Origin of the sequence: Streptomyces sp. NBC_01012, assembly GCF_045162755.1 — a bacterium.
In the GTDB taxonomy this organism is placed as follows: domain Bacteria; phylum Actinomycetota; class Actinomycetes; order Streptomycetales; family Streptomycetaceae; genus Streptomyces.
Genome location: NZ_CP108688.1, coordinates 4,746,304 through 4,771,315, shown reverse-complemented (window position 1 = coordinate 4,771,315; position 25,012 = coordinate 4,746,304). Strand labels below are relative to the sequence as shown.

The 25,012-nt window shown below is 71.7% G+C and carries 14 protein-coding genes; 4 read left to right on the top strand and 10 right to left on the bottom strand.

What is annotated here, in order from left to right:
• Positions 1-3 precede the first annotated feature (3 nt).
• From OG623_RS21470 to OG623_RS21445, 6 genes are all read right to left on the bottom strand, one after another.
• Positions 4-1,152 carry a glycosyltransferase gene (locus tag OG623_RS21470; RefSeq protein WP_406148495.1) on the bottom strand — a complete coding sequence of 383 codons (1,149 nt, stop codon included), beginning with the start codon at positions 1,150-1,152 and terminating at the stop codon, positions 4-6.
• The gene (locus tag OG623_RS21465; protein ID WP_406148494.1) at positions 1,149-4,049 is read right to left on the bottom strand and encodes a CDP-glycerol glycerophosphotransferase family protein; all 2,901 of its coding nucleotides are present in this window, start codon (positions 4,047-4,049) and stop codon (positions 1,149-1,151) included. The genes OG623_RS21470 and OG623_RS21465 overlap by 4 nt, the downstream gene beginning before the upstream one ends.
• A complete protein-coding gene (locus OG623_RS21460; RefSeq protein WP_406148493.1) occupies positions 4,046-7,540 on the bottom strand; it encodes a CDP-glycerol glycerophosphotransferase family protein in 3,495 nt (1,164 codons plus the stop codon). Before OG623_RS21460 ends, OG623_RS21465 begins: the two co-directional genes overlap by 4 nt.
• A gap of 124 nt (positions 7,541-7,664) precedes the next feature.
• Entirely contained in the window at positions 7,665-8,510 is an 846-nt protein-coding gene (locus OG623_RS21455; RefSeq protein ID WP_406148491.1) for a TylF/MycF/NovP-related O-methyltransferase, read from the bottom strand.
• Between the two features lie 11 nt (positions 8,511-8,521).
• Complete coding sequence (locus tag OG623_RS21450; RefSeq protein WP_406148489.1) at positions 8,522-9,256, bottom strand: methyltransferase domain-containing protein; 735 nt, start codon at positions 9,254-9,256, stop codon at positions 8,522-8,524.
• Between the two features lie 139 nt (positions 9,257-9,395).
• Complete coding sequence (locus OG623_RS21445; protein ID WP_406148487.1) at positions 9,396-11,396, bottom strand: CDP-glycerol glycerophosphotransferase family protein; 2,001 nt, start codon at positions 11,394-11,396, stop codon at positions 9,396-9,398.
• A 100-nt stretch (positions 11,397-11,496) separates the two neighbouring features.
• On the opposite strand from OG623_RS21445, the gene OG623_RS21440 reads away from it, so the two are divergent.
• Complete coding sequence (locus tag OG623_RS21440) at positions 11,497-14,946, top strand: CDP-glycerol glycerophosphotransferase family protein (protein WP_406148486.1); 3,450 nt, start codon at positions 11,497-11,499, stop codon at positions 14,944-14,946.
• Here OG623_RS21440 and OG623_RS21435 read toward each other — a convergent pair.
• Positions 14,936-15,541 carry a TetR/AcrR family transcriptional regulator gene (locus OG623_RS21435; RefSeq protein ID WP_406148485.1) on the bottom strand — a complete coding sequence of 202 codons (606 nt, stop codon included), beginning with the start codon at positions 15,539-15,541 and terminating at the stop codon, positions 14,936-14,938. The genes OG623_RS21440 and OG623_RS21435 overlap by 11 nt on opposite strands.
• Positions 15,542-15,681: 140 nt before the next feature.
• On the opposite strand from OG623_RS21435, the gene OG623_RS21430 reads away from it, so the two are divergent.
• Together OG623_RS21430 and OG623_RS21425 are read left to right on the top strand one after the other, a co-directional pair.
• Entirely contained in the window at positions 15,682-16,623 is a 942-nt protein-coding gene (locus OG623_RS21430; RefSeq protein ID WP_406148483.1) for an ABC transporter permease, read from the top strand.
• A complete protein-coding gene (locus OG623_RS21425; protein ID WP_406148481.1) occupies positions 16,616-17,431 on the top strand; it encodes an ABC transporter ATP-binding protein in 816 nt (271 codons plus the stop codon). Before OG623_RS21430 ends, OG623_RS21425 begins: the two co-directional genes overlap by 8 nt.
• Positions 17,432-17,517: 86 nt before the next feature.
• On the opposite strand, the gene OG623_RS21420 is transcribed toward OG623_RS21425, so the two are convergent.
• The 3 genes from OG623_RS21420 to OG623_RS21410 form a co-directional block, all read right to left on the bottom strand.
• The gene (locus OG623_RS21420; RefSeq protein WP_406148479.1) at positions 17,518-22,551 is read right to left on the bottom strand and encodes an NAD-glutamate dehydrogenase; all 5,034 of its coding nucleotides are present in this window, start codon (positions 22,549-22,551) and stop codon (positions 17,518-17,520) included.
• A gap of 384 nt (positions 22,552-22,935) precedes the next feature.
• Positions 22,936-23,607, bottom strand: a complete 672-nt coding sequence (locus OG623_RS21415) for an HAD family hydrolase (protein WP_406148478.1) — start codon at positions 23,605-23,607, stop codon at positions 22,936-22,938.
• Positions 23,608-23,668: 61 nt separating this feature from the next.
• Entirely contained in the window at positions 23,669-24,175 is a 507-nt protein-coding gene (locus OG623_RS21410; protein WP_406148476.1) for a DUF6912 family protein, read from the bottom strand.
• A 280-nt stretch (positions 24,176-24,455) separates the two neighbouring features.
• Here OG623_RS21410 and OG623_RS21405 point away from each other — a divergent pair, with 280 nt between their 5' ends.
• The gene (locus tag OG623_RS21405) at positions 24,456-24,872 is read left to right on the top strand and encodes an Rv3235 family protein (protein WP_406148475.1); all 417 of its coding nucleotides are present in this window, start codon (positions 24,456-24,458) and stop codon (positions 24,870-24,872) included.
• Positions 24,873-25,012: the final 140 nt, after the last annotated feature.

Sequence of the window (25,012 nt, the reverse complement as noted above, 5' to 3'; positions counted from 1 at the left end):
CGGTCAGCGCTCCAGGAGCGCGAACAGCTCTTCCCAGCGGCCCATGATCTCCGCCTCGGAGAAGCGCTGGACATTGATCCGCGCCCGGTCCCCCATCGCGTCCCGCATTCGGGGGTTGCCGGTGAGCCTGAGCAGCCGGTCGGCGAGCGCGCCGATGTCGCCCGCCGGCGCGAGCAGCCCGTCCTCGCCGTCGCGCACGATCTCCCGTACGCCGGGCGCGCAGTCGAACGCCGCGCACGGCAACCCGCTGGCCATCGCCTCCAGCAGTGCCAGCGGGAAGCCCTCACCGCGTGAGGACTGGACGAAGACCGAGGAGGCGGCGAGCGCGCCGGGAACATCGTCCGTACGCCCCCGCCACGCCACCGATGAGTCCAGCCCGAGACCGGTGCACCGCGCCCTGAGATCCGCCTCGTCCTCACCCGTCCCGTACACATCAAGACGCCAGTCCTGGCGCTGCGGGGCCACCAGCGCCCAGGCGTCCAGGAGCATGTCGATGCCCTTCTGGTCGGTGAGCCGACCGATGCTCGCGACCGACTTCTCGCGGCGCGGGGAGGGCAGATCGGGCAGCGCGGCCAGGGCGTTGGGCATGAAACCCACGTTGTTCATCCCGTCGCCCGCCCACTTGTCGGCGTCCTCCTCCGTGAGGACGAGCCAGCGGTCGAGCGGCGGGTAGTGGCTCTTGATCCAGCGGTAGCGGTGACTCGCCCGGGAGTAGTCGTAGGACTCGTGGCTCATCCCGATGACCCGCAGCCCGCCGGTGTCCGCCTCGCCGACCCACTCCATCGCCCAGACCTGGCTGACGATCACCACCCCGCCCGGCCCCGCCGCCCGGAAGATCTCCGACAGCTGCTCGACGGCGCGCAGCTTCCGGGCCGCGCGTCCTGCCTCGGCTCGCCGGGCGGGGATCCGGAAGCGGTCCCGCAGCCCCTTGGGCGCCCAGGGTGTCGGAGGATGCGCCGGGTACAGGGCGGTCACCGGGTAGCCGGGCGGCTCGGGCAGGGCCATCTTCCGCTCGGCGGCATGGATACCGATGGTGTGCACCCGGTGGCCGGCCTCCTGGAACAGCTGGGCGGTCCGGTGCATCCAGCCGGTCACACCGCCGAGTTCATCCGTGCTGTTGGAGACGATGAAGACATCACGGTCGCGGTTCATCGACGGGCCTCCCCCGGTGCGGGCGGTACGGGACGGGACAGGGCGTTACGAGCGGTACGGGGCGGGACGAGGTGCCGGGCGAACACGGCGTCCACGACCGCGCGGGCGGAGTCCCCCCGGTCGTACGCCCCGAACTCCTCGGCGAAGGCCGCGCGCCGGTCCTGGAATCCGGTGTCCGCGCTCTTCAGCCGGGCCAGCACGGCGAACAGCTCGTCCTCGGTGTCCGTCACCGGTCCCGGCGCCTTCTCGCGCAGGTCGAAGTAGCTGCCCCGCTCGGCGGCGTAGGCATCGAGATCGGGGGCGAAGAGGACCACGGGACGGTCCAGGAGCGCGTAGTCGAACATGATCGACGAGTAGTCGGTGACCAGGACGTCGGTGAGCGCGAGGAGTTCGCTGACGTCGTGATGGCCCGACACGTCGACGACCGTGCCCGGCGGGCAGGGCGGCAGGCTCGCCGCCTCCAGGTAGTGCGCGCGCACCAGCAGCGTGTACGTGTCGCCGAAGCGCTCCGCGAAGCGCGCGGCGTCCAGCAGCAGCCGCTGCCGCTTACGCCTGCCTGGACCGCCCCGGAAGGTCGGCGCGTACAGCACGACCTTGCGGTGGTCGGGCAGGCCGAGTTCGGCCGCGAGCGCCGGACGGGGCAGCCGCCCCTCCGCCTCGTCCCGGGCGCGCGCGGCGAGCAGCGCGTCGTTGCGGGGGTATCCGGTGCGCAGCAGCGCCTTCTCGGGCAGCCGGTAGGCGCGGGCCAGGGTGCGCTCGTCGTGCTCGGACCGTACGAGGAAGTGGTCGAAGCGCCGCACCGCCTGCTGGAGGCGTTCGCGCTGCGGGGCGTTCTGCAGGCGCACCCGGGTCTCGTCGAAGCCCATGCGTTTGTACGCCGAGCCGTGCCAGGTCTGGAGGTAGACCGTGCCGGACGGTTTGTCGAGGTGCTGCGGGAATCCCTGGTTGTCGACCCAGTACTCCGCCCTGGCCAGGGCCCACAGATAGCGCCAGGACCAGCGGCGCACGAGCCTGGCGTCGGCGGGGAAGCCGGCCGGGGACTCGGCGTACGACCAGACGCAGCGCAGCGGGAGCCCCCGGGCGCACACCTCCTCGTGTACGGCCCTGGGGCTGTCGCCGTAGCAGGTACCCATGTGGCTCTCGAAGACCACGGAGCCCTTGCGCACGGGCAGCCGGAGCAGCCAGGAGCGGTAGACGGAGGTCTTGAAGTCCTTGGTGTGCAGCCCGTCCCACCGCTTGCGCAGGGCTCGCAGCAGGCGCCTGGCGCGGCGGGCGGGGCGGAAGTGGGTGGCGTAGTGGACCAGCCTGCGCGCCGTACGGGCGGGCCTGCGGCGGGCTTCGAGCCGGAGCGCGAGGTGGTCCCGGAGCGTGATGTAGGGCTCCCAGGTGTCCCCGGCCGCCCTGCCGAGCCGGGGGCGCGCGGGGGAACGGTCCGACGGTCCGACGAGGTCGTGGGGGGCGAAGAGGTCGCTCACCGAGCGGGTCCGGCCGTCGTCGAGCACCAACCGTGCGTCCCACACCGTGTCGCGGGGTCCGATGGGGCGCACCAGTCGGGTGAGATCGGCGCGGGCCGACCAGCTGATCCCTGTGGCGTCGGGCTGTAGCGCGTCGACAGGGGCGCGGAAGGTGCGGGAGCCGTCACGTACGCGGAACTCCAGATGGGCCGTGAGGGTGCCGGCCGGGTCGGGCCCGGTGTGCGCGGGCAGCACGAGCCTGCCCTCCAGGAGGACACGGCGCCCCTCGGCCTCGTAGCGGGTGAGCCTGTTCATCAGCTTCAGCTCACCGAACGCCCGGTGCTGGTAGCCGAGTTCGGTGACGTCCAGCGCGGGGTCGGGGGCGGGGCCGGTGCTTGAGCCGGTGCCTTCCGGCCAGTGCACCCTGCCGTCATCGCCCGTGACGAGGGGCGCGGCCACGGTGCCCCTCCGGCGCAGGGCGTACGCCGCGCACAGCGACCCGTCCGCGTCGCCCCGCTCCAGCAGTCGGATACCGACGCGCTCGACGGGCGGGAGGGTGAGCAGCGCGGCGTCCTGGACGCAGTCGGGCAGCACCCGGGCCGCTGTCCGCGCGAGGTGTGCGCGGCGGGCGGCGGGCAGTTCGGGGAGGCCGCGCACCAGGGGCACCAGGTGGTCGAGCAGGAAGGCGCGGTCCCGCTCCTCGCGCAGTTCCGTCAGCCCCTGGGCCACCAGCACATGGCACACCCGCCGGTGCGCCTCCACGACCCCGGCGAGGTCCTGGCCGGCGTCCGCCGCCGCCCGTCCGGAGACGATCCGGCGGCGTACGAGGGCGATACGGCCGACGACGGAAGCCGCCAGGACGCCGAACGGGACCGCGCTGTGGGTGAGGTCCTCCTCGTAGCGCAGGGCATGCCGCTCCAGTGCCGTGCGCCGCAGGCAGAAGCCGGTCACCAGGGCGTCGTGCACGGCCAGTTCGGGTGCGTCGGCGAACCGGACGACGGTGCGGGAGCGGAGGAACAGCGGGTGCTGCCAGGAGGGTTCCCGTTCCTTCGTACCGTCGCCGGTGAGCCGGCTCCAACGCCCGGCCACCAGGTCGGCGTGGCTCCGCTCGCCCGCTTCCCAGAGGTTGCGGCAGGCGTGCGGATGGAGGCGTTCGCCCACGTCGAGCACGAGGACGTAGCGGCCCCGCGCCGCGTCCAGGCCGGCGTTGCGCAGCGGGCCGACCGCGTCCGTACCCGGGTCGAGGACACGGACGCGGTCGGGGGCCCGCCCGGCGAGCGACGCTGCCCCCGTCCGCAGGGCGGTGGGTGCCCCCGGGGGCAGCACCACGAGGGCTTCGACGGCGCGCAGGCTCTGTTCGAGCACGGACTCCACGGACGCCGTCAGGGCCTCCGTCCCGCCCTCGGCGGCGGTGACGACACAGCTGAAGTCGGGCGCACTCATGCCTGGGCACCCTTCAGCATCCGGTCCACGACCTGGGCGGAAGCCGTCCCGTCGTCCAGGTCGCAGAACGCCTCGCGGAAGCCGGTGTACGCCTCGCGGTGGTCTGCCGTCGCGGCCTCCGGGTCGCGGAGCGCCTCGACGACTTCGGCGGAGCCGGTGATCAGCGGGCCCGGCGCCCGGTTCTCGAAGTCGAAGCAGAATCCGCGCAGAGTGTCGCGGTAGTGCTCCAGGTCGTAGGTGTGGAACAGCATCGGCCGGCCGGTCTGCGCGAAGTCGAACATCAGGGACGAGTAGTCCGTGACCAGCACATCGCTGATGAGCATCAGTTCGGCGACATCGGGGTGGCGCGACACATCGCGGACGAAGTCGCTCGAAGGGATGCTGCCGCCGACCAGATAGTGGCGGCGCACCAGCAGGACGTGGTCGTCGCCGAGCGCCTTCCGCGCCTGGTCCAGGTCGAGCTGGAGGTCGAGGCCGTACAGCCCGCTCTGCTTGGGCCGGTCCTCGCGCCAGGTGGGGGCGTACAGGACGATCCGCTTGCCCTCGGGCACACCGAGCGTCTCCCGGACGGCTGCGGCGACCTTCGCGCGGTCGGCGGCGTACAGCAGGTCGTTGCGCGGGTAGCCGCACTCCAGGACCTCGCCCGTGTGCCCGAACGCGCGTCGCAGGATGGGCGTGGAGAAGCGGTTCGGCGAGACGAGGACGCTCCACTGGGCGGCCCGTCGCGGCATGGACTCCATGTACGCGGTGTCGGCGTACGCGGTGCCCGCCAGGTCACGGCCGATGCGCTTGAGCGGCGTGCCGTGCCAGGTCTGGACGACGAACTGGCCATCGGCCCGCTCGAACCAGTCGGGCAGCTGGGTGTTGGTGACGATCCACCGGCTGCGGGCCAGCGCCTCGTGCCACTCGGCGCTGTGCAGGGCGACGGCGCGGACCCCTTCGGGCACGGCCGCCTGCTGGTCCCGCACCACCCAGAGATGCTCGACGCCGGTGTCACGCCCGGCCAGTTCCTCGTGGACGGCGCGGGGCGAGTCCGAGTACTGGCGCCCGTCGAAGCTGGAGTACAGCACGGCGTCGCAGAGTTCACCGCCGCGCGTGCTCGCGTACCGCTCGCGCAGCCGGCGCTGTCCGTACGGCCCCCGGTCCTCCGGCGGCAGGGCGCTGCCCGACCGCAGACAGAGCCGGTCGTGGAAGCGCCGCTCCAGGGTGAAGACACGCCCCTCCGACTCGCGCGACAGCGGCAGCCCGGCGTGCAGCCTGTGCTCCACCCGCAGCGGCAGACAGCGCTCCGGGTCGGTCTCGCCACGGTCCCTGAGGAAGGGGTACCAGCGGCCCTCGGCGAGCGGCAGCGTACCGCCGGCTCCGTCGACCGCCCCGGGGGACAGCACCGTACGGAAGCGGGCAGCGGCAGCTGCGGAGGCACCGCCGGCCGCATCGCTGTCGGCGTCCGTGCGCTCCACGGCGAAGGTGTGCTCCTCCTGATGACCGCTGTGACGCAGGACGAGCTCCACCGTGCCGTCCCGCACCGTGGGGAAGGTCCCCTCCAGCGCCGCACCGGTTTCGTCCGTCCATGTCACAGCCGTCACGACGGGCCGTACGTCCCTGTCGGTGAGCACCAGGTCACCCGAGGGGTTGGCGGCCGCGTAGACCTCACGGCCGCCGGGCAGCGGATAGCGCCCGGCCGCTGTCTCCGGACGGGCCGCGACCGTCAGCCGGCCGGCCCCGCCGGTCAGCTGTACGCCCCAGTCACCGTCGGAGCCGCAGAACGTCACCAGCGGCACCTCGGCGACCACGGCGCGGCCGTCCGTACCCTCGGCGGCCACCAGGGGGAACTCGCGGGTCTCCTTCGTACGCCACTCCTGGATCCGCAGAACCGTCGGAGTGTCACCGCCCGGCAGCCGCACGGCGATCCGAATCGCGTCCCGGGACTCCGTGGGCCCGTGCCCGGCGAGCACGGCGTCGACCCGCTCGGCGCGCAGCTCCAGCTTGTTCCCCGAGAGCAGCGGGACGACCCGGGTGCGCTCGTCGACGTACCGCACGGCGGGGGCCGCCGGATTGCCGAGCAGGCGCATCGGTCCCCTGCGGGGCCGTCCCGCGCCGACGACGAGGGACTCCAGCTTCCAGACCGTGCGGGCGCCGCGTGCCGTGCCACGGGTGACGAGCCTCACCGGGTCGATCACGGTCTGGAAGCCTGACCGCTCGTAGCGGTGCAGGGAGCGGCCCGAACCGGCCGTCGCCTCGTCCGTCACCGTCCGGCGCAGCCGCAGCGGGATGAGCCGGCGGCCCGACCTCAGCCAGCCTGTCCCGGCGGACCTGCCCGGGGCGTTACGGACGTACGCGTACCCCTTGATGTGCAGCAGCCCGTCCTTCCACACCGCCTCGGTCAGATGGGCGTGCACGGGGAGGTCATCCGCGGACAGGGCGGTGACCTTGCGCGGCAGCCGGGCATCGACACCCGGGTACTGGGCGCGCGGCCGCAGCCGCCCCCGGACGTGGAAGGTGTCACGGTCCGTGGACTCGTGGGCCAGGACGGCGAGCAGCTCCGTGATCCTGTGCTCCCGGATGAGCTGCCACTTGACCCTCAGATGCAGGGGGAGCGCGTCGAGGACAGCCGGTTCGACCGTCGCCGCGAAGGCGCAGGCGTGGGTGAGGAAGGCCTGGTGGAAGCTTTCGTCACCGTCCGGGAGCGCCTCGATGAACAGCCACAGGTCACCGGAGAGCGCGTGCTCGTCGTAGCGCCGTTTCGCCTCCGTCATGCCCCGGTCGGCGAGGAACCGGCTGACCGTCGTGACCGCGGTGACCCGGTCACGGATGCCCCTGGCCACCGCACGCCGGGTGGTGATCGAGCCGTCACGGTCACGCCAGTGGTAGACGGGCTCCTCGACGACGTCGACGCTCCCGGCCAGGAAGTGGGCCGGCAGCACCACCGCGATGTCCTCGTACAGCACGCCCGTCGGGAAGGCGAAGGCGTGCCGGTCCCAGAAGGACCTGCGGAACACCTTGTTGCACGCGATGCGGTCGCCGAGCAGGATCCAGTCCCGGGTGACATGGGTGGCGCGACGGGACCTCTCCATCGGCCTGCGGAACATGGGGGACTGTTCGAGCGTCCCGTTCGCCCGGAGCCTGAGGACGTTGCCCGTCGCGAAGTCAGAACCCGAGGCGTCCAGTTCGTCGAGCATCCGGGCGAAGGCACCCTGCGGCACGACGTCGTCGCTGTCGACGAACGTCAGAAAGTCCGCGTCCGGGTGTGCCTGTGCGGCGCCCGCGTTGCGCGCGGCCCCGAGCCCGGCGTTCTTCTGCCGGATCAGCCGGAAGCGGGCGTCCTGCCGGGCGAACTCCATCGCCACATCGGCGCTGCCGTCCGTCGCGCCGTCGTCGACCATGACGACTTCGAGGTCTGCCATGGTCTGCCCGGCGAGCGAGGCCAGGCAGGCGCCGAGGTACTCCTCGACGTTGTAGAGGGGGACGACGACGGTGAGACGGGGTGCCATGGCGCTGCGCACGATCCTTCCGGACGGAACTGAACTTCTGTGTATGGAACGAGCCCCGTGCCGGGGAGGCACGGGGCTCACAACGGGGCACGGCCCGCGAGGGGTTCGACCGGGCATCGCCCGCTCAGGGTTTGACGGCGATACGGCCCTCGTCCATGCGCAGCAGCAGGAGCTGCTCGCCGGTCTCCTCCAGGAACTCGTCCACGGCCTGGCGCGATCCCTGCCAGTAGCCGTAGTCGTCGATCAGCAGCACCCCGCCGCTCACGAGCCGCTCGTACAGGTACCTCAGCTCGTGCTTCGTCGACGCGTACCAGTCGGTGTCCAGCCGGAGGATGGAGATCCGCTCGGGTGCCTGTTCCGGGACGGTCTCCTCGACCTTGCCCCGTACGTAGTGGACACGGTCCGCGGGATACGGGACCTTCTCGAACCCGGCCTGTACGTCCTCCAGGGAGGCCACCGCCCAGATCGGCCGGTCCTTGCCCTGCGCGTCCAGCAGTTCCCTGGCCGGCCTGCCGTCCCGGCGCAGGTCCTCGTCGGTGGGCGGCGTCATGCCCTCGTACGTGTCGAAGAGGTAGAGGTCGCGCCCCGTCTCCCCCAGCGACAGCAGCGTCCTGGCGCAGGCCTGCATGGAACCGCCGCGCCAGACACCGCACTCGACGATGTCGCCCGGGATGTCGTGCTTGACGATGTGCCGGGTCGCGAGGACGAAGGCGTTGAGCCGCTCCGGTGAGGTCATCGTGTACGGCTTGACCGCGCGGATGATCTCCTTCGCCTCGTCGTCGTAGTCCGCGGGGAGCTCCACCGGCTTCCTGACCGCGGCCTTCGGGGTGGGCGGCGGCTGAGCGGGGGCCGAGCGCGGAGCGGGCAGGGTCGCACGCCTGAGCTGGTATCCGGTGAGTTGCTGAAGGACGCCGTTGACGGCGTTGCGCCAAGCCATGGAGCCGGAGAGTACGCGCGCTTTGCGACGCATGTCACCTTTCGTCAACCGGTGGTTGATGGAACCGTACGGCTGTCCGGACGCCCGCACAGCTCCCGCCCGTCCAGCGGGCGCGGCAGCGGCACCCTGTCCACCCCTCCGGCCCGGTTGGCCCACCACACGGCCGTCTCGCGCACCGCGAAGTCCACAAGCCCGTTCTTCAGCCGGGTCACCGGCCGCCGGTCGGGCCGCGGACGGCGGAAGACGCCCACCGAATCGCCCCAGTACGCCGCCCCTGCGTCGATGGAGGCGTAGTCGTGCCGGATGCCCTTGACAGGCGGGAAGTCCGTGTACGCCTCGCGGAGTTCGAGGCGTGCGTGGGCGGCCATCGCCCGGAAGCCGTCCGGGTAGTAGCGCCAACAGTCCTGCGCGTCGTGGACATGGCCGCGCGAGGGTGCGGTGATGAACGCGTAACCGCCGGGCCTGAGCACCCGGGCGATCTCCATCATCGACACCCAGAAGAAGGGGATGTGCTCGAAAGCCTGGCCGGACAGCACCACATCGGCGCTGCGCGACTTCACGGGGATCCGGTAGGGCCGGTCCATGACCGCGTCGACGTTCGGACCGTCGAGTACGTCGACCCCGAAGTAGTCGATGTCGTGGCCGGTCAGGAGTCCCCGGTGGGTGCGGGTCTGCTTCTCGGAGATCCGCGAGCCGAGGTCGACGACGCGGTGCCTGCGGGTTCTGGGCAGATATTCCTCGACGCAGAGCCGCATCTGCTCGTAGGCGGACCGGTGCATGAGCTTCTCCCGACGTTTCCGTGTGCGCGCTGTTGAGCACAACGACGCCGGCGTGCGGAGGGATCGCCCCGTACGGGTGACTCCGGCGTTCAGTTCGAACGCGCCTCGTTCGAGAGGGTTCCCTTCGAGCGCGGCCGGTTCAGCTCACCGGGAAGACCCTCCGCACCACGCGTTCCGCCGCGTGTCCGTCGTCGTACGGGCAGAAGCGCCTGCGGAACGCGGCGCGCCGCGCATCGGCCTCCGGGGACCTCCAGGCGCCGCTGCGCAGCACATCGCGCAGCTCGTCCTCCGTGGTGGCTACCGCCCCAGGGGCGTCACCGGGACGCCCGGACAACAGATCGACGTAGGTGCCCCGGGCGGCACGGTAGGCGTCCCAGTCGGGCACATAGGTGATGATCGGGCGGTCCAGACAGGCGTAGTCGAACATCAGCGACGAGTAGTCCGTGATCAACGCGTCGGCCGCCAGGAAGAGTTCTTCGACGCGGGGGTGACCGGTGACGTCGACGACCCGGTCACCCGCCGCGGCCCCGGCCGACCGCCCGTAGAAGTAGTGGGCACGCACCAGCAGCACACAGCCGGGCACCGTCTCGCGGCTGAGCCGCTCCAGGTCGAGCCGGGGGACGAAGCCCTCGCGGTAGTCGCGGTGGGTCGGCGCGTACAGCAGCACGGTCGATCCGGGCACGATGCCGAGCTCCGCCCTGATCTTTTCGGTCTGTTCGGGGGTGGCGGTGCACAGGATGTCGTTACGCGGATAGCCGTACGGCAGTTGCTCGTACGAGGAGGGGTAGACCCGGTCCCAGATCTCGGTGCTGTGCGGGTTGGCGGAGAGGCTGTAGTCCCACTGGTCGGTGTGGGCGATGACCCGTTCGAAGCTGACGCCCTTGGTGAGGGCGGGGTACGGGAGCTGGTCCAGGCCCATGGTCTTCAGCGGCGTCCCGTGGTGGGTCTGGAGATAGACCTGTCCGGGCCGTTTGGTGAACCCACCGGGAAAGCTGGAGTTGTTGACGAGGTACGTCGCGGTGGCCATGGTCCGCCAGTAGGCGCGCGAGCCCTCGATGACGTACGGCACCCCGGGCGGCATCCGGTCGCGGTGGCGGGAGGAGACGACCCAGACGCCCCGGACGTGCGGGACCAGTTCGCGGGCCTTGGCGTAGACGGCGGCGGGATTGCAGGCGACGCCCCTGTTCCAGTAGGCCCCGTAGACGGCGAGGCAGGGGTCGAGCGGCCGGTGCAGGTCGGCGCGGTAGACGAGGCGCAGCACGCGGGCGCGCAGCGCCTTCCTGCCCGCGCGCACGGCGGCCCGCGCCCGGGTACGCCAGGCGCGCACGGCCTGCCTGCTCCGATGGGCGGCGTACCGGCCGGGCAGCCCGGCCGCCCGGAAGAACGCGGCGCGGTCGCCGGGGGCGATCCGGCCCGGGTCGTCGAGCACGGCCGTGAGGTGCGCGGTACGGGCAGCCGCGATCCGGGGGTCGCCGCCGGTCTCGTCGGCCAGCCGCTCGTAGGCCTCGATGACGGCGAAGTGCGCACGGCCCGTTACCGCGACAGCCGGACCGGTGCGGCGCAGCCGGTGGCGGACGCAGATCCGGTCGAGCGCGGCGAGGGTGCCCCTGTCGGAGGCCAGGAAGGCCGCCCGGTGGACGGGTACCACGTCGCCGTACGGGCCCTCGGTGAAGCCGAGCCGGTGGGCGTCCCAGAAGGCGCGGCGGAAGAGCTGGTTCCGGGCGGCGGGGAGGGCTGCGTCGCCCGGCTGCACGGTGCCCCACCAGTCGATCCGGTCGTGGCCGAGGCGCAGCACGTCGGGCCGGTCGTCGGCGAGCCGCGCGCAGATCTCCGCCACCGCTCCGGGAAGGAGCAGGTCGTCCCCGCCGAGGAAGAGCAGATAGGTCCCCTGCGCCGCCGCCGCACCGGCGTCACGGGCCGCGCCCGCGTCCGGGGGGCTGTCGATCACACGCACACGGAGGTCGTTCCCGGCGAACTCCCGGGCGACGGCGCGCTCCAGCCCGCCGTCGGCCGCGCCGACGACGAGCAGCTCCAGCTCACCCGGCACACCCTCCGGCGGCGGCTGCCCGGTCACGGACTCCAGGGCTGCCCTGAGATACCCCTGGACACGTTGGGCGGATACGACGACGGTGAGCAGCATGGCAGCCGAGCGTAACGGCGACCGCGCCGGCCACCCCAGGGATCTTCACCCGTTCGGGGCAGTGGCGTGACCCGGGGCGCTCACCCCTGTTGAGCCCTCCATGAAGCCACTCCTCAGCGTCGTCGTCCCGGTGCACAACGTCGAGGACTACCTGGAGGAGTGCCTCGCCTCACTGGCAGGGCAGTCCCTGACGGACATCGAGGTGGTGCTCGTCGACGACGGCTCGACGGACAACAGCCGGGGGATCGCCGAGGACTTCGCCGCCCGGGACGACCGCTTCCGCTGTGTCCACCAGCCCAACGCCGGCCTGAGCGCCGCACGCAACACAGGGGTCGCCCGCACCACACCCGGCGTCCCCTACCTGGCGTTCGCCGACAGCGACGACACCCTCGTCCCCGACGCGTACGAACGGATGGTCGCCTCCCTGGAGTCCACCGGCTCGGACCTGGTGACAGGCAACGTGTGGCGGCTCACCGAGCAGGGCAGGCAGCAGGCCTGGCAGTACCGGTGGCTGACCGCCGACCGCCCCCGCACCCACATCACCCGCGACGCCGGGCTGCTGGCCGACCGTGTCGCCTGGAACAAGGTGTTCCGGCGCTCCTTCTGGGACCGGCACGCCTTCTCCTTCCCGGTGGGCAAGCTCTACGAGGACACTCCGGTGATGATCCCCGCGCACTACCTCGCCGAGGCGGTGGACGTGCTGCACGAGCACGTCTACCACTGGCGTGTGCGGGAGGGTTCCATCACCCGTCGGCGTACGGACGTGCGGGGCGTGCGGGACCGGATCGCCGCGTGCGAACAGGTCAGCGCGTTCCTCGCGGGCCGGGGCGACGGGCAGCGGCTGCGCTACGACGCCTCCTGCCTGCGCGACGACTTCGTCTACTTCCTGGAGGGACTGCCGATGGGCGGCCCCGCCTACCGCTCCGCGTTCATGTCCGACGCGGGCGCCTTCGTCGACCGGGCGGGCGACGCGGCCTCGGCCGGACTGCCGGCCGAGGCGCGCATCCGCTGGCAGCTGGTGCGGGAGCGCAGGACCGACGAGCTGCTGGCGCTCCTGGCGTTCGAACGGGCCAACGGCGCGGGCACGTTCACCGTCGCGGGCCCGCCGGGACGGCGGCGCGCTGTGCACCCCGGGGTCGGGGGCGGCCGGGGCGTCTCGGCACGACTCGGCAGGAGTGATCTGCCGGCCGTGGCACGGCTGGTGGACGCCACATGGGGCGAGGACGGCAGGCTGCGGCTGCGCGGATACGCCTACATCCGCAATCTCCCCGCGCCGGCCGCCCGGCACTCGCTGAAGGCCGGCCTGGTGCGGGAGGCCGCGGGCGGGCTGCCACGGGCGGTGCCGGTGCGCACGATCCGGATGGACCGGGCCACCACGGACTCCGGCCAGGAGTCGCACTGCTACGACCACGCAGGTTTCGAGACGGTGCTCGACCCGGGGCGGCTCGGTCCGGGCAACTGGCTGGTGGGCGTGGTGGTGGCCGGACACGGCGTCGTACGCCGGGCCGCGCTGCGCGCCGTGGAGGCGTCCGCCGCGCAACCGCTGGTCCACGACCTGGGCGGTGGCGGGCGCGCGGTCCTCGACTACCGGGACGGCCGCCTGGAACTGGCCGTGTCCCGGCTGCCCGCCCTGGTCACCGGCCACGAGCAGGTGCCGGGCGGCCTGGAGCTGACGGGGCGGCTGTACGGGGACGACGCCCGGCCGACGGCGCTCGTGCTGACCCGTGACGGGGCGACGGAGCGCGTCTGCCCGGTGCGGTGCGAGGACGGGGGCGGGGGCGGGGACGGGGGCGGAGCCTTCAGCGCCCTGATCCCGCTCGCGGAGCTCACCGCCGAGCCCGCCACCGGCCCCGGTCCCGCCCCCGTCCTCGCGTCCGGCCTCGCGTCCGGGGGCCGTTGGCGGGCCGCCCTCCTGACCGACGGCGTCCGGGTGCCGCTCGCCGCATCCCCCGACCTGCCGCCGCCCGCGTACGCGGACGCGGCGGGCCATCTGGTGGTGGACACGTCCGACGAACCGCGCGTCGACCACGCGGAGCGCGCTCCGGGTGGTGCGCTGCGCATCGGCGGGACCGGGACAGGTGCGCTCGAACTACGGCACAGCACCCTCGGCGAGACGGTGACCGTACCCCTGACCGGCTCCGTCGGGGGACACGGCCCCGGTACGGCGCACGAGGGCCGCTTCTCGGCCCTGCTCGCGCCACCGCCCCGCGAGGGTGACTGGGAGGTGTTCCTCGACGGCAGGCCCGTGCGCGTGGGGGCAGCCCTCGCCGCGCTCCTGCCCATGGCCGCCGTGGGCGCGCGCTTCCGTGTCGACCGCCGTCACGGCGACCGGCTGACCGTGCACTGCGCGCCGGCGCTCGGCGAGGCGGAGCGGAGCGCGTACCGCCAGGGCCTGTTGCGGACGGCGCACTATCCGGCGCAGCGCCGGCTGCCCCTCCGGGACATCGTGCTGCACTCCGGAGAGGGCTCCCCGCGCGCCGTGCACGCCGAGCTCGTCCGCCGGAGCACCGATGCCGAGCACCTCTGGGTCACGGACGGCTCCCCGGGTGCCGCGGCCCGCGTACCGTCCACCGCCGTCCCCGTCGTGGCGTACAGCACCACCTGGTACGAGGCGCTGGCGCGGGCCCGCCGGATCGTCGTGGCCGGGCAGCTGCCCGCGTGGTTCGAGCGCCGCCGCGGCCAGACGGTCGTTCAGACCTGGCACGGCCCCCCGCTCGGCAGGTTCGGCCTCGACCTCACCGGCACCCTGTACGCGGACCACCAGGACCTCGCGACGCTGGAGCACCGCTCCGCCCAGTGGTCGGTCCTGGTCTCCCCTCACGCGTCGGCCACCGCGCGTCTGCGCCGTGCCCTGGCCTACGGCGGTGAGGTGCTGGAGGCGGGATGCCCGGCCGATGACCTGCTGTTCGCGCCCGGCCGGGACAAGACCGCCGAGCGGGTACGCCGGCGTCTCGGCATCCCTGACGGCCACCGCGTGGTGCTGTACGCGCCGACGTACCGCGACCATCTCGCGCACCCGACGGCAGGTGTCCCCGCCGGCTCCTCCCCGCTGTACCGCTGGGATCCGGCGCTCGACCTGCCCGCGCTGGCGGGCTCGCTGGACGGCCGGACCACGGTGCTGGTCCGCAGGCATCCCCGGGTGACGGGCAGCGTGCCGGCGCACCCCGCCCTGCGTGACGTGTCCGCGCACCCGGACACCACGGAGCTGCTGCTGATCGCCGATGTGCTGATCACCGACTACTCGGGCCTGGTGTTCGGCTTCGCGCACACGGGCCGTCCGATGCTCTTCCACACCTACGACCTGGAGCACTACAGGGACAGCGTGCGCGGCTTCTGTCTGGACTTCGAGACCCGGGCCCCCGGGCCGCTGCTCGTCACCACCCAGGAGGTGGCTCAGGCTCTGCGGACCACGACGGCCTCGGCGAAGCTGCACGCGGAGGCGTACGACAGCTTCCGGCGTGAGCACTGCGCACCCGGCGGCGGCGACGCGGCCCGCAGGGTCGTGGACCGGCTGCTCGACGACGACCCGTCGAGCCCCGTCAGCCCTTGAGCGCCCGGACCGCGGACTCCGCGAGGTCGTCGAGGTACCCCTTGGGCAGATCGCCTCGGACGACGACGAGGCGCCAGTACAGCGGGCCGACGATGAGGTCCAGCGCCCGGTCCGGATCGCTGCCCTCGGGCAGTTCGCCGCGCGCCACCGCTGCCCGTACGACGACGGCGGCCACCCCCTGCTGCTGGTCCAGCAGCGCCGCCTTGATGGCGTCGGAGATCTCCGGGTTGCGGGCCGCCTCGACCAGCAGGTCGGGGATCACCTGGGAGGCGACGGGATGACGCAGGGCGTACGCGGCGAGTTCCAGTACGGCACGCACATCCCCGTACAGCGAACCCGTCTCGGGCGCCGGCATGCCCTGCGCGGCGACGGCCGCGACCAGGTCGAGGACGAGATGGAGCTTGGACTTCCAGCGGCGGTAGACGGCGGTCTTGCCCACCCCCGCGCGCCGTGCGATGCCCTCGATCGACATCCGTGCGAATCCCACGGCGGCCAGCTCCTCGAAGACGGCGCCGCGGATCGCGTCGGTCACGTCCTCCCGAAGCACCGCGGCACCTGCCGGGATGCGGCGCCCGGTTCGCCGTTCGGTGTTCATCTCCGAATGATAGACCGTAACGACGAAACGGTTGCGTTGCGACGTACAAACGTCCTACTGTCAGCGTTGCGACGATACGGTGCCGTCCCATCGATCCGGATCTGTCCGCCCTGTTTCCCCCGACCCCGTCGAAAGCGACCGTGGTGAGCCAGACAGCAGCCCCGCCGTCCCCGGTGGACACCGCACCTCCCACCCTCCTCCCCGTGTACGAGCCCGGTGAGCTGGCCGCGCTCGCGGCCCGGCACGGGCTGACCGTCAGCGGGGCCCGGCCGACGCTCGGCGCGTACGTCCGGCAGCTCTGGGGGCGCAGGCACTTCATCACCGCCTTCGCCACGGCCAAGCTGACCGCGCAGTACAGCCAGGCGAAGCTCGGCCAGATCTGGCAGATCATGACCCCGCTGCTCAACGCGACGGTCTACTACTTCATCTTCGGCATCCTGATGGACACCAAGCGCGGAGTCCCCGACTTCGTGCCCTTCCTCGTCACCGGGGTCTTCATCTGGACCTTCACCGCCAGCTCGATCACGGCCGGCACCCGGGCCATCAGCGGCAACACCGGACTGGTCAGGGCCCTGCACTTCCCGCGCGCCTCGCTGCCGATCGCCCTGGCGCTCCAGCAGCTCCAGCAGCTGCTGTTCTCGCTGGGCGCGCTGTCCCTGATCCTTCTGCTCTTCGGCCAGTACCCGCGGCCGTCCTGGCTGCTCGCCGTCCCCGCACTCGCCCTGCAGGCCCTGTTCAACACGGGGGTCTCGATGGTCATGGCCAGGCTGGCCGCCAAGACGCCCGACATCGCCCAGCTGACCCCCTTCATCCTGCGCACCTGGATGTACTCGTCGGGCGTCATGTGGAGCCTCGACCACCTGCTCAGCGGCGACCGGGTGCCGAAGCTCGTCCTGCTGGCGCTCGAATGCAACCCGGCGGCCGTCTACATCGACCTGATGCGTTTCGCCCTGATCGACAGCTTCACCGGCGCGCAGCTGCCCCCGCACGTATGGGCCGTCGCGACAGGCTGGGCCCTCGTCTGCGGCATCGGCGGATTCATCTTCTTCTGGAAGGCCGAGGAGAGGTACGGACGTGGCTGACACCCCCGACACACGTGTGCCCACCGTCGTCGTCGACGACGTCCACATCACCTACACGGTGAACGGCGCCCGCACCGGAAGGGGCAGCGCCACCTCCGCCCTGAACCGCATCGTGTCGCGCGGACAGCCCAGGGGCGCGCGCCAGGTGCACGCCGTGAAGGGCGTCAGCTTCGCCGCGTACAAGGGCGAGGCCATCGGCCTGATCGGCTCCAACGGATCCGGGAAGTCGACGCTCCTCAAGGCGATCGCGGGGCTGCTGCCCCCGTCGCAGGGCCGGGTCCACACCCAGGGCCAGCCCTCGCTGCTCGGCGTGAACGCCGCCCTGATGAGCGACCTCACCGGGGAGCGCAACGTCGTACTCGGCGGCCTGGCCATGGGCATGAGCCGTCGGCAGATCCGCGAGCGCTACCAGGACATCGTCGACTTCTCCGGCATCAACGAGAAGGGCGACTTCATCACCCTGCCCATGCGGACCTACTCCTCCGGCATGGGCGCCAGGCTGCGCTTCTCCATCGCCGCCGCCAAGAGCCATGACGTGCTGCTGATCGACGAGGCACTGTCCACGGGCGACGCGAAGTTCCAGCGGCGCAGCAAGGACCGGATCATGGAGCTCCGCGAGGAGGCGGGCACAGTGTTCCTGGTCAGCCACAGCAACAGATCGATCACCGACACCTGCGACCGGGCGATCTGGCTGGAGGCCGGCACGCTGCGGATGGACGGCCCCGCCAAGGAGGTCGTCGCCGCGTACGAGGAGTCCACCGGGCCGGCGAAGTCCCAGCGGCCCAAGCCCCAGGCAGCAAAGAAATGACGCTCCCCTGACGCCCTGACACCCTGAACGCCGTCCGCCGGACGGGCCCCCTCGGGCCCGTCCGGCGGACGGCTGTGTGGCGCGGGTCAGACGTGCCTGCGCAGCAGGGTCCTCATCGTCCGCATGGCGACGGACAGGTTCGCCAGGTCGAAGGACTCCGAACCCCGGATCTCCTCCAGGGTGGCGCGTGAACGCGCCAGGATCGCCGCGTTCTTCTCCTCCCAGTCCTTGAACCGCTGCTCGGGCGACGACGTGCCGTTCCCGACGGACAGCACGTCCGAGGTGAGCGCGGCGTGCGCGGCGTACAGGTCCTCGCGGATGGAGGCGCGGGCCATGGACTGCCAGCGGTCGCCCCGCGGCAGCTCGATGATCCGGTCCATCAGCCCGGTGATCCCCAGCCGGTCACCGAGGTCGTAGTACACCTCGGCGACGGCCAACGGGTCCTTGCCCGTACGGTCCGCGATGGCGACGATGTCCAGCATCGGGAAGGCCGACGAGAATCCCGCCACCCGTCCCGCCAGCTCCTCGGGTACACCCGCCCCGGTGAGCTCGTCGAGGATCGACCGGTACCACTCGATGTCGGCGCCCCTGAGCAGCTTGGGCAGCTCGGCGCGGACGCGCTCGACGCCGTCCTGGAAGAACTCGATGGTCTCCGCGATCCCGACCGGCTGCGGCCGGTTGCCGAGCAGCCAGCGGGAGCCGCGCTCCACCAGCCGGCGCGAGTGCAGCCGGATCCGGGTCTGCACATCGGCGGCCACCTGGTTGTCGAGCGCCTCCACCGCGTCCCACACCCCGGAGAGGCCGAAGATCTCACGGGCGGCGTACTGCGCCCGCACGATCTCCTCGAGCGAGGCGCCCGTCTCCTCACGCAGCCGGTGCAGGAACGTCGAACCACCGGTGTTCACCGTGTCGTTGACCAGCACCGTCGTGATGATCTCGCGGCGCAGCGCGTGGCCGTCGACCGCCTCCGGGAACCGCTTGCTCAGCTGCTTCGGGAAGTAGGCGTGCACCAGCCTCTGCAGGTGGGGGTCGTCCGGCAGAGGGGTGGAGATCAGCTCCTCGGCCGCCGTGATCTTCGTGTAGGCGATCAGCACGGCCAGCTCCGGCTGGCTGAGCCCCCTGCCGTGGTTCAGGAGTTCACGGATCTGCCGGTCGGTCGGCAGGAACTCCAGCGCACGGTCCAGGTGTCCCTCACGGCCGAGCCTGCGCATGAAGCGCTGGTGGGCGTGGAGGAGCGAGGGCGCCTGGGCGAAGGCGTTGGCGAGGGCGACGTTCTGCGCGTAGTTGTTGCGCAGCACGAGATGTCCGACCTCGTCGGTCATCTCCGCGAGCACCTTGTTGCGCTGCTTCACGGTCATGTCGCCGTCCCGGACCAGGCCGTTCAGCAGGATCTTGATGTTCACCTCGTGGTCGGAGGTGTCGACACCGGCGCTGTTGTCGATCGCGTCGGTATTGATCCGGCCGCCGTTCCTGGCGAACTCGATCCGGCCGAGCTGGGTGGCCCCGAGGTTGCCGCCCTCACCGACGACGCGGGCCCGCAGGTCCGCGCCGTTGACCCGGATCGGGTCGTTGGCCTTGTCGCCGACGTCCGCGTTCGATTCGGTCGTCGCCTTGATGTACGTGCCGATGCCGCCGTTCCACACAAGGTCGACCGTCGCCTTGAGGATGTTCTGCATCAGCTCGGCGGGGGTCATCTTCGTGACCTTCGAGTCGATACCGAGCGCCGCGCGGATGTGCGCGTTGACCGGGATCGACTTGGCGGAACGCGGGTGGACGCCGCCGCCCGCGGACAGCAGGTCCTTGTCGTAGTCCGCCCAGGAGCTGCGCGGCAGGTCGAACAGCCGGCGCCGCTCGGCGTACGAGGTGGCGGCGTCGGGGTCCGGGTCGATGAAGATGTGCCGGTGGTCGAAGGCCGCGACCAGCCGGATGTGCTCGGAGAGCAGCATGCCGTTGCCGAAGACGTCACCCGACATGTCGCCGACGCCGACGACGGTGAAGTCCTCGGTCTGCGTGTCGTGGCCCAGCTCGCGGAAGTGCCGCTTCACGGACTCCCAGGCACCGCGGGCGGTGATGCCCATGCCCTTGTGGTCGTAGCCGGCCGAGCCTCCGGAGGCGAAGGCGTCGCCGAGCCAGAAGCCGTACGAGACGGCGACGTCGTTGGCGATGTCGGAGAAGCTCGCGGTGCCCTTGTCGGCGGCGACGACGAGATAGGTGTCGTCCTCGTCGTGGCGGACGACCTCGGCGGGCGGCACGACCTCGCCCGTCACCATGTTGTCGGTGATGTCGAGGAGCGCCGAGATGAAGATCTTGTAGCAGGCGATGCCCTCGGCGAGCCAGGCGTCACGGTCCACGGCCGGATCGGGCAGCCGCTTGGCGACGAACCCGCCCTTGGCGCCCACCGGCACGATCACCGTGTTCTTGACCATCTGCGCCTTGACCAGGCCGAGGATCTCCGTACGGAAGTCCTCCCGCCGGTCCGACCAGCGCAGGCCGCCGCGGGCGACCTTGCCGAAGCGCAGGTGGACGCCCTCGACGCGCGGCGAGTAGACCCAGATCTCGTACGCCGGACGCGGCGCGGGGAGGTCGGGGATGGCCTGCGGGTCGAACTTCATCGAGACGTAGTTGTGCGGCTCGTGGTCGTCCGCCAGCTGGAAGTAGTTGGTCCGCAGCGTCGCCTTGATGACCGTGAGGAAGGACCGCAGGATCCGGTCCTCGTCCAGCGACGCGACCTGGTCGAGCGCCCCGTCCAGCTCCTCGAGCAGCCCGTCCGTCAGCTCCGTGCCGGCCTTCTGCCGGGCCGGGGACATCCGGGCCTCGAAGAGGGAGAGCAGGAGCCGGGTGGTGTGGACGTTGTTGCGGAGGGTGTCCTCCATGTAGTCCTGGCTGAACGTCGAGCCCGCCTGCCGCAGGTACTTCGCGTAGGCGCGCAGCACCATGGCCTGCCGCCAGTCCAGGCCGGCGCCCAGCACGAGGGCGTTGAAGCCGTCGTTCTCGGCCTCGCCGGTCCAGATGGCCGCGAACGCCTCCTGGAAGCGGTCCCTGGCGTCGTCGGCGAGGTAGTCGCCGCTGCCCGCGGCCTTCTTCGGCATGCGCAGCCCGAAGTCGTAGATCCAGGCGTGGGTGCCGTCCGCGCAGCGCAGCTCGTAGGGACGTTCGTCGACGACCTCGACGCCGAGCTGCTGGAGCGCGGGCAGGACGGCGGAGAGCGAGACCTGCTCACCGGTCCGGTAGATCTTGAACCGGCGCTCTGCGGGACCCGCGCCGACCGGCTCGTACAGGCTGAGCGCGAAGTCCTCGCGCCCGCTCTTGAGCTCTTCGACATGGACCAGGTCGGCCACGGCCGCGCGCGGCGAGTGGTCGGCCTTGTAACCCTCGGGGAAGGAGTGGCCGTAGCGGCGCAGCAGCTCGGCCGCGCGCTCCTCGCCGCACTCCGCGCCCAGCGCCTCCTGGAAGCCGTCGGCCCAGGAGCGGGCGGCCTCGACGAGCCGCGCCTCGATGCGGTCTGCGTCCGCGTCGGTCAGGTGCGGGAGCTCGGTGCCCGGCGAGACCCGGACGACGAAGTGCAGCCGGGAGAGGATCGACTCCGTGTTCCAGGCGGTGAAGTCGACGCTGGTGCCGCCGAGTTCCTCCTTGAGGATGTCGATCAGGCGGAGCCGCACACCGGTGGTGTAGCGGTCACGCGGCAGGTAGACGAGGGCGGAGTAGTAGCGCCCGTACTCGTCCTGGCGCAGGTAGAGCCGCAGCCGGCGGCGCTCCTGGAGATACAGCACGGAGGTGACGATGGAACGCAGCTGGTCGACGGGCGTCTGGAAGAGCTCGTCGCGCGGGTAGGTCTCCAGGATCTGGAGCAGGTCGCGGCCGTCGTGGCTGTTGGGCGTGAAGCCCGCGCCCTCCAGCACCTCGGCGACCTTGCGGCGCACCACGGGCACCCGACGCACCGACTCGGTGTACGCGGCGGAGGAGAACAGGCCGAGGAAGCGCCGCTCGCCGATGACGTTGCCCTTGGCGTCGAACTTCTTCACCCCGACGTAGTCGAGGTAGCTGGGGCGGTGCACGGTCGCCCTGCTGTTCGCCTTCGTCAGGACGAGGAGCTTGTGCTCCCTCGCCTTGGCCCGGGCGTCCGCGGGCAGCCGGTCGAAGGACGGGCTCACCGGGTGCGCCTCGTCCTCGGTGTGCTTCGGGTCGGAGCGCAGAATTCCGAGGCCGGTGCCGGGGACGGCCGTCAGGGCGTCGGAGTCACGGAGCTCGTACTCGCGGTACCCGAGGAAGGTGAAGTGGTTGTCGGCCAGCCAGCGCAGCAGTTCGCGGGCCTCGTCGACCTCTTCCCCGCCCAGATCGTCGAGGGGCTCGTCCGGGAGGTCGTCGGCGATCCGCAGGGCGGAGTCCCGCATCTTCTCCCAGTCCTCGACGGTCTCCCGTACGTCGGACAGGACACGGAGCAGATCGGCGGTGATCTGCTTCAGGTCGGCGCGGTCCGTCTCCCGGTCGATCTCGACATGGATCCAGGACTCGACGACCGCGTCGTGCGGCAGCTCGGTCCCGGCTTCCTTACGGCCGCCCGACCGCTTCGCGCCGTTGTTCCTGGCCGGGTCGGCGAGCACCTCGATCAGCTTGCCGGCGACATCGCGGCGGACGATGACCTGCGGGTGGATCACGAGGTGGATGCCACGGCCCTGCCGGGACAGTTCGTTGGTGACGGAATCGACGAGGAAGGGCATGTCGTCGGTGACGACCTCGACGACGGAGTGGCTGTTCGTCCAGCCGTTCTCCTCGACCGTCGGGGTGTGCACGCGGACGTTCGCGGTGCCCTGCGGGCGGTTCTCGGCGAGACGGTAGTGGGAAGAAGCAGCCCCGAAGATGTCGACCGGGTCGCGGTCGCTGATGTCCTCCGGAGCGGTGTGCAGGTAGTAGCGCTGGAGATAGGCGAGCAGCGTCTTCGGGCCCGACCGCTCGTCCCGGCCGGTCTCGGCGCCTTCCTCTGCTCCGCTGCCGGACTCTTCGGCGAGGTGGACCCGGAGGCCACCTCCCGGGCCACCGACACCACCGCCCGGACTGTTGTCAGCTACCCGGGCCGCCCGTGCGAGCAGCTCGGCCTTGGCTTCGTCCAGCTTGGTCTGCATGTCCTCTGGCTCCTGTCGCGCGCCGTTGCGTGACGTAGGTGAAAAAGACGGCGTACCGCCACGACACGGGGTTTCCGGTCTGGGTCGACGCTATGCCGCCTGGGGAGATGCCCGGGGCCATATCGGCCATTTTCGGCAGACTGCCCGGGACGCGGCGATCGCGGATCGCCCGGGTGCTGTGGCACTCCGGGCGCAGGCCGGGGGCTTCACGGCCCCCGAGGCGTATCGCGCTGATCACCGCACCAGGCTATCCCTCCTGGACCCGCAACCGTCATGAGCCGCATATGTACAAAAGAAGACCCCGAACTTTGACACTCTGGACATCGCGCCGAATCGCTCCCGTACGCAAGGGGACACAAAGGGCACACAGGCGGGCGCATACGCTCATTCCGCCATCACCTCGGCGAGCGCGACCGCCTCGGCCAGGGTGTCCACCACCGGCACGCCCGCCGCCTCCAGGCTGCTTCGGCTGTGCGAACCGCCGGTGTAGAGCACGGCGCGCGCACCGACATGGGCCGCGGCCACCGCGTCGTCCACCGCGTCACCGATGACGACCGCGGACGCCGGAGCGATGCCCCCGAGCACCTCGAAGTGGCGCTCCATGTGCTGGGCCTTGCTGCCTCCGGAGGGGCCCGTACGCCCGTCGACGCGCACGAAGTGGCTCTCGATGCCGTAACCCCGGACGACCGGGACCAGGTGCTCATGGCCGTACATGCTGAGCAGCGACTGGCTGCGGCCCCCGAGCCGCCACCGGGCCAGCAGCTCCTCGACGCCCTCCGTCAGCCCGCAGGCCGTCCGCTGCTCGGTGTAGTGGCGATGGAAAAGGCCGTCCATCCGCTCCCACTCGGCGGGGGTGGGGAGCCGGCCCATCAGCCGCTCGTAGAACTTGGGTATCGGCACGCAGTACATCTCGCGGTACTGGTCGAGCGTGAGCGGCTCCAGGTCGACCTCGGCGAAGGCGGCGTTCGTCGCCCCGAGCACCGCGTCGATGTCGTCGAGCAGTGTGCCGTTCCAGTCCCAGACCAGATGTGTGCGGTGCTTCCCCGATGTCGCCATGGACAGAAAAATACCCGCCGGGTACGACAGTCGCCCCGGAGCGGCTGCCGGGCCCCCGGGCTCAGGCGATCAGGCCGGGGATCTCCTGGATCCCGAACCACAGCAGCTCATGGTCCTCCGCGCCGTCCACGGTGAACCGGGCGTCGTCGTCGCCGAGGTCCGCCGCCCCCAGCGCGGCGGCCGCGGCGGCCACGTCCTTCTCGGCGTCGTCGGCGTCCACATGCACGGCGGCGGCCTTCGACAGCGCCACCGCGTCCGCGATCCGCACCTCCCCGAGCGACGAGGCGTCCAGGGCCAGGTCCGGATCGGCGACCGCCGCACCGTCCGGCACGTCGAGGGCGACGACCACCCGGCGCCTGGCCTCCTGAGGACGGCCGGCGATCAGCCGCAGAGAGGCGGAGGCGGCGCGATTGAGGGCCGCGTACTCCAGCTCCTCGATGTCGTCGGAGACATACCACTCACGCAGACCGGGCGTCACCGCGTAGGCGGTCTGCGGCCCCGGACCGACCTCGCCCGCCCTGTGCGCCGTGGCGAGACCGGAGAGGGTCAGGGGGACGTACACACGCATGGCTGACCGCTTTCGTAGTCGATGACGCCCTCAGGATACGTGCGACGTCCCCCTTCGGGGTGGCCGATCCACCCCCCGCTGTCCACCGCGCGAAGGCCATCACCCTCGCCTTTCCCTTGGGGCGCGGGGCCCGCAACCCGGATAGGTGATCCTGCGGAGTGCCCGACCGGCCCATGGCGCCGCTTGCGGGCCCGGCGACGGGACCCGTAGAAGGTCCCCAGCAAAAGTTACCGCCCGGTACTCGACCGGGCCACGAACAGCAGCCACGGGGGCTACGAGCATGAGCAAGGACAGGACGAGGCCGGCCGGACGATACGACCGCAGCAGGCCGGGCACCGTACCGCGGCAGCGGCCCCGGCGGCCGCTGCGCCCGCACCACTGGTTCGCCGAACGTCTGCTGGCCGTTCTCAGCGGCCAGCGCCCGGTGCACTGGATGCTGGGCCACACCATCGGTGAGGCATACGACCAGCTCACCCGGCTCGCCCCCGACGCCCCGCTCGGCGCGGGCCGCAGGCGCCCCGTCGTACGCGCCTGCCACGGCACCCAGCCCGCCACCGGCGTGGTCGAGGCCTTCGCCAGCATCGCCACGGGCGAGCAGGTCCGCGCCATGGCGTTCCGCCTGGAACAGGGCCCCGACCTCCGCTGGCGCTGCGCCGCGATCGACCTGGGCGGCGAACGCCTCCCGGCGGCCAGATGACGGAAGGTCCCGGCGACAGGACGACAGCCGCAGCACAGTCACGCCCGACCCGCGATTGAGGACATACCGCCCAGGGGCCGCACAACGGCCCCTGCGGGCCCGAACGCCACCACCGCGCCCCACCGGGCCACCAACCCGCC

Coding starts and splice junctions, on each gene's coding strand:
- OG623_RS21460 (WP_406148493.1), bottom strand. CDS start 7,540: ATGGCACCCCGTCTCACCGTCGTCGTCCCCCTCTACAACGTCGAGGAG.
- OG623_RS21440 (WP_406148486.1), top strand. CDS start 11,497: ATGAAGCCACTCCTCAGCGTCGTCGTCCCGGTGCACAACGTCGAGGAC.
- OG623_RS21405 (WP_406148475.1), top strand. CDS start 24,456: ATGAGCAAGGACAGGACGAGGCCGGCCGGACGATACGACCGCAGCAGG.
- OG623_RS21455 (WP_406148491.1), bottom strand. CDS start 8,510: ATGCGTCGCAAAGCGCGCGTACTCTCCGGCTCCATGGCTTGGCGCAAC.
- OG623_RS21420 (WP_406148479.1), bottom strand. CDS start 22,551: ATGCAGACCAAGCTGGACGAAGCCAAGGCCGAGCTGCTCGCACGGGCG.
- OG623_RS21410 (WP_406148476.1), bottom strand. CDS start 24,175: ATGCGTGTGTACGTCCCCCTGACCCTCTCCGGTCTCGCCACGGCGCAC.
- OG623_RS21445 (WP_406148487.1), bottom strand. CDS start 11,396: ATGCTGCTCACCGTCGTCGTATCCGCCCAACGTGTCCAGGGGTATCTC.
- OG623_RS21470 (WP_406148495.1), bottom strand. CDS start 1,152: ATGAACCGCGACCGTGATGTCTTCATCGTCTCCAACAGCACGGATGAA.
- OG623_RS21415 (WP_406148478.1), bottom strand. CDS start 23,607: ATGGCGACATCGGGGAAGCACCGCACACATCTGGTCTGGGACTGGAAC.
- OG623_RS21450 (WP_406148489.1), bottom strand. CDS start 9,256: ATGCACCGGTCCGCCTACGAGCAGATGCGGCTCTGCGTCGAGGAATAT.
- OG623_RS21435 (WP_406148485.1), bottom strand. CDS start 15,541: ATGAACACCGAACGGCGAACCGGGCGCCGCATCCCGGCAGGTGCCGCG.
- OG623_RS21465 (WP_406148494.1), bottom strand. CDS start 4,049: ATGAGTGCGCCCGACTTCAGCTGTGTCGTCACCGCCGCCGAGGGCGGG.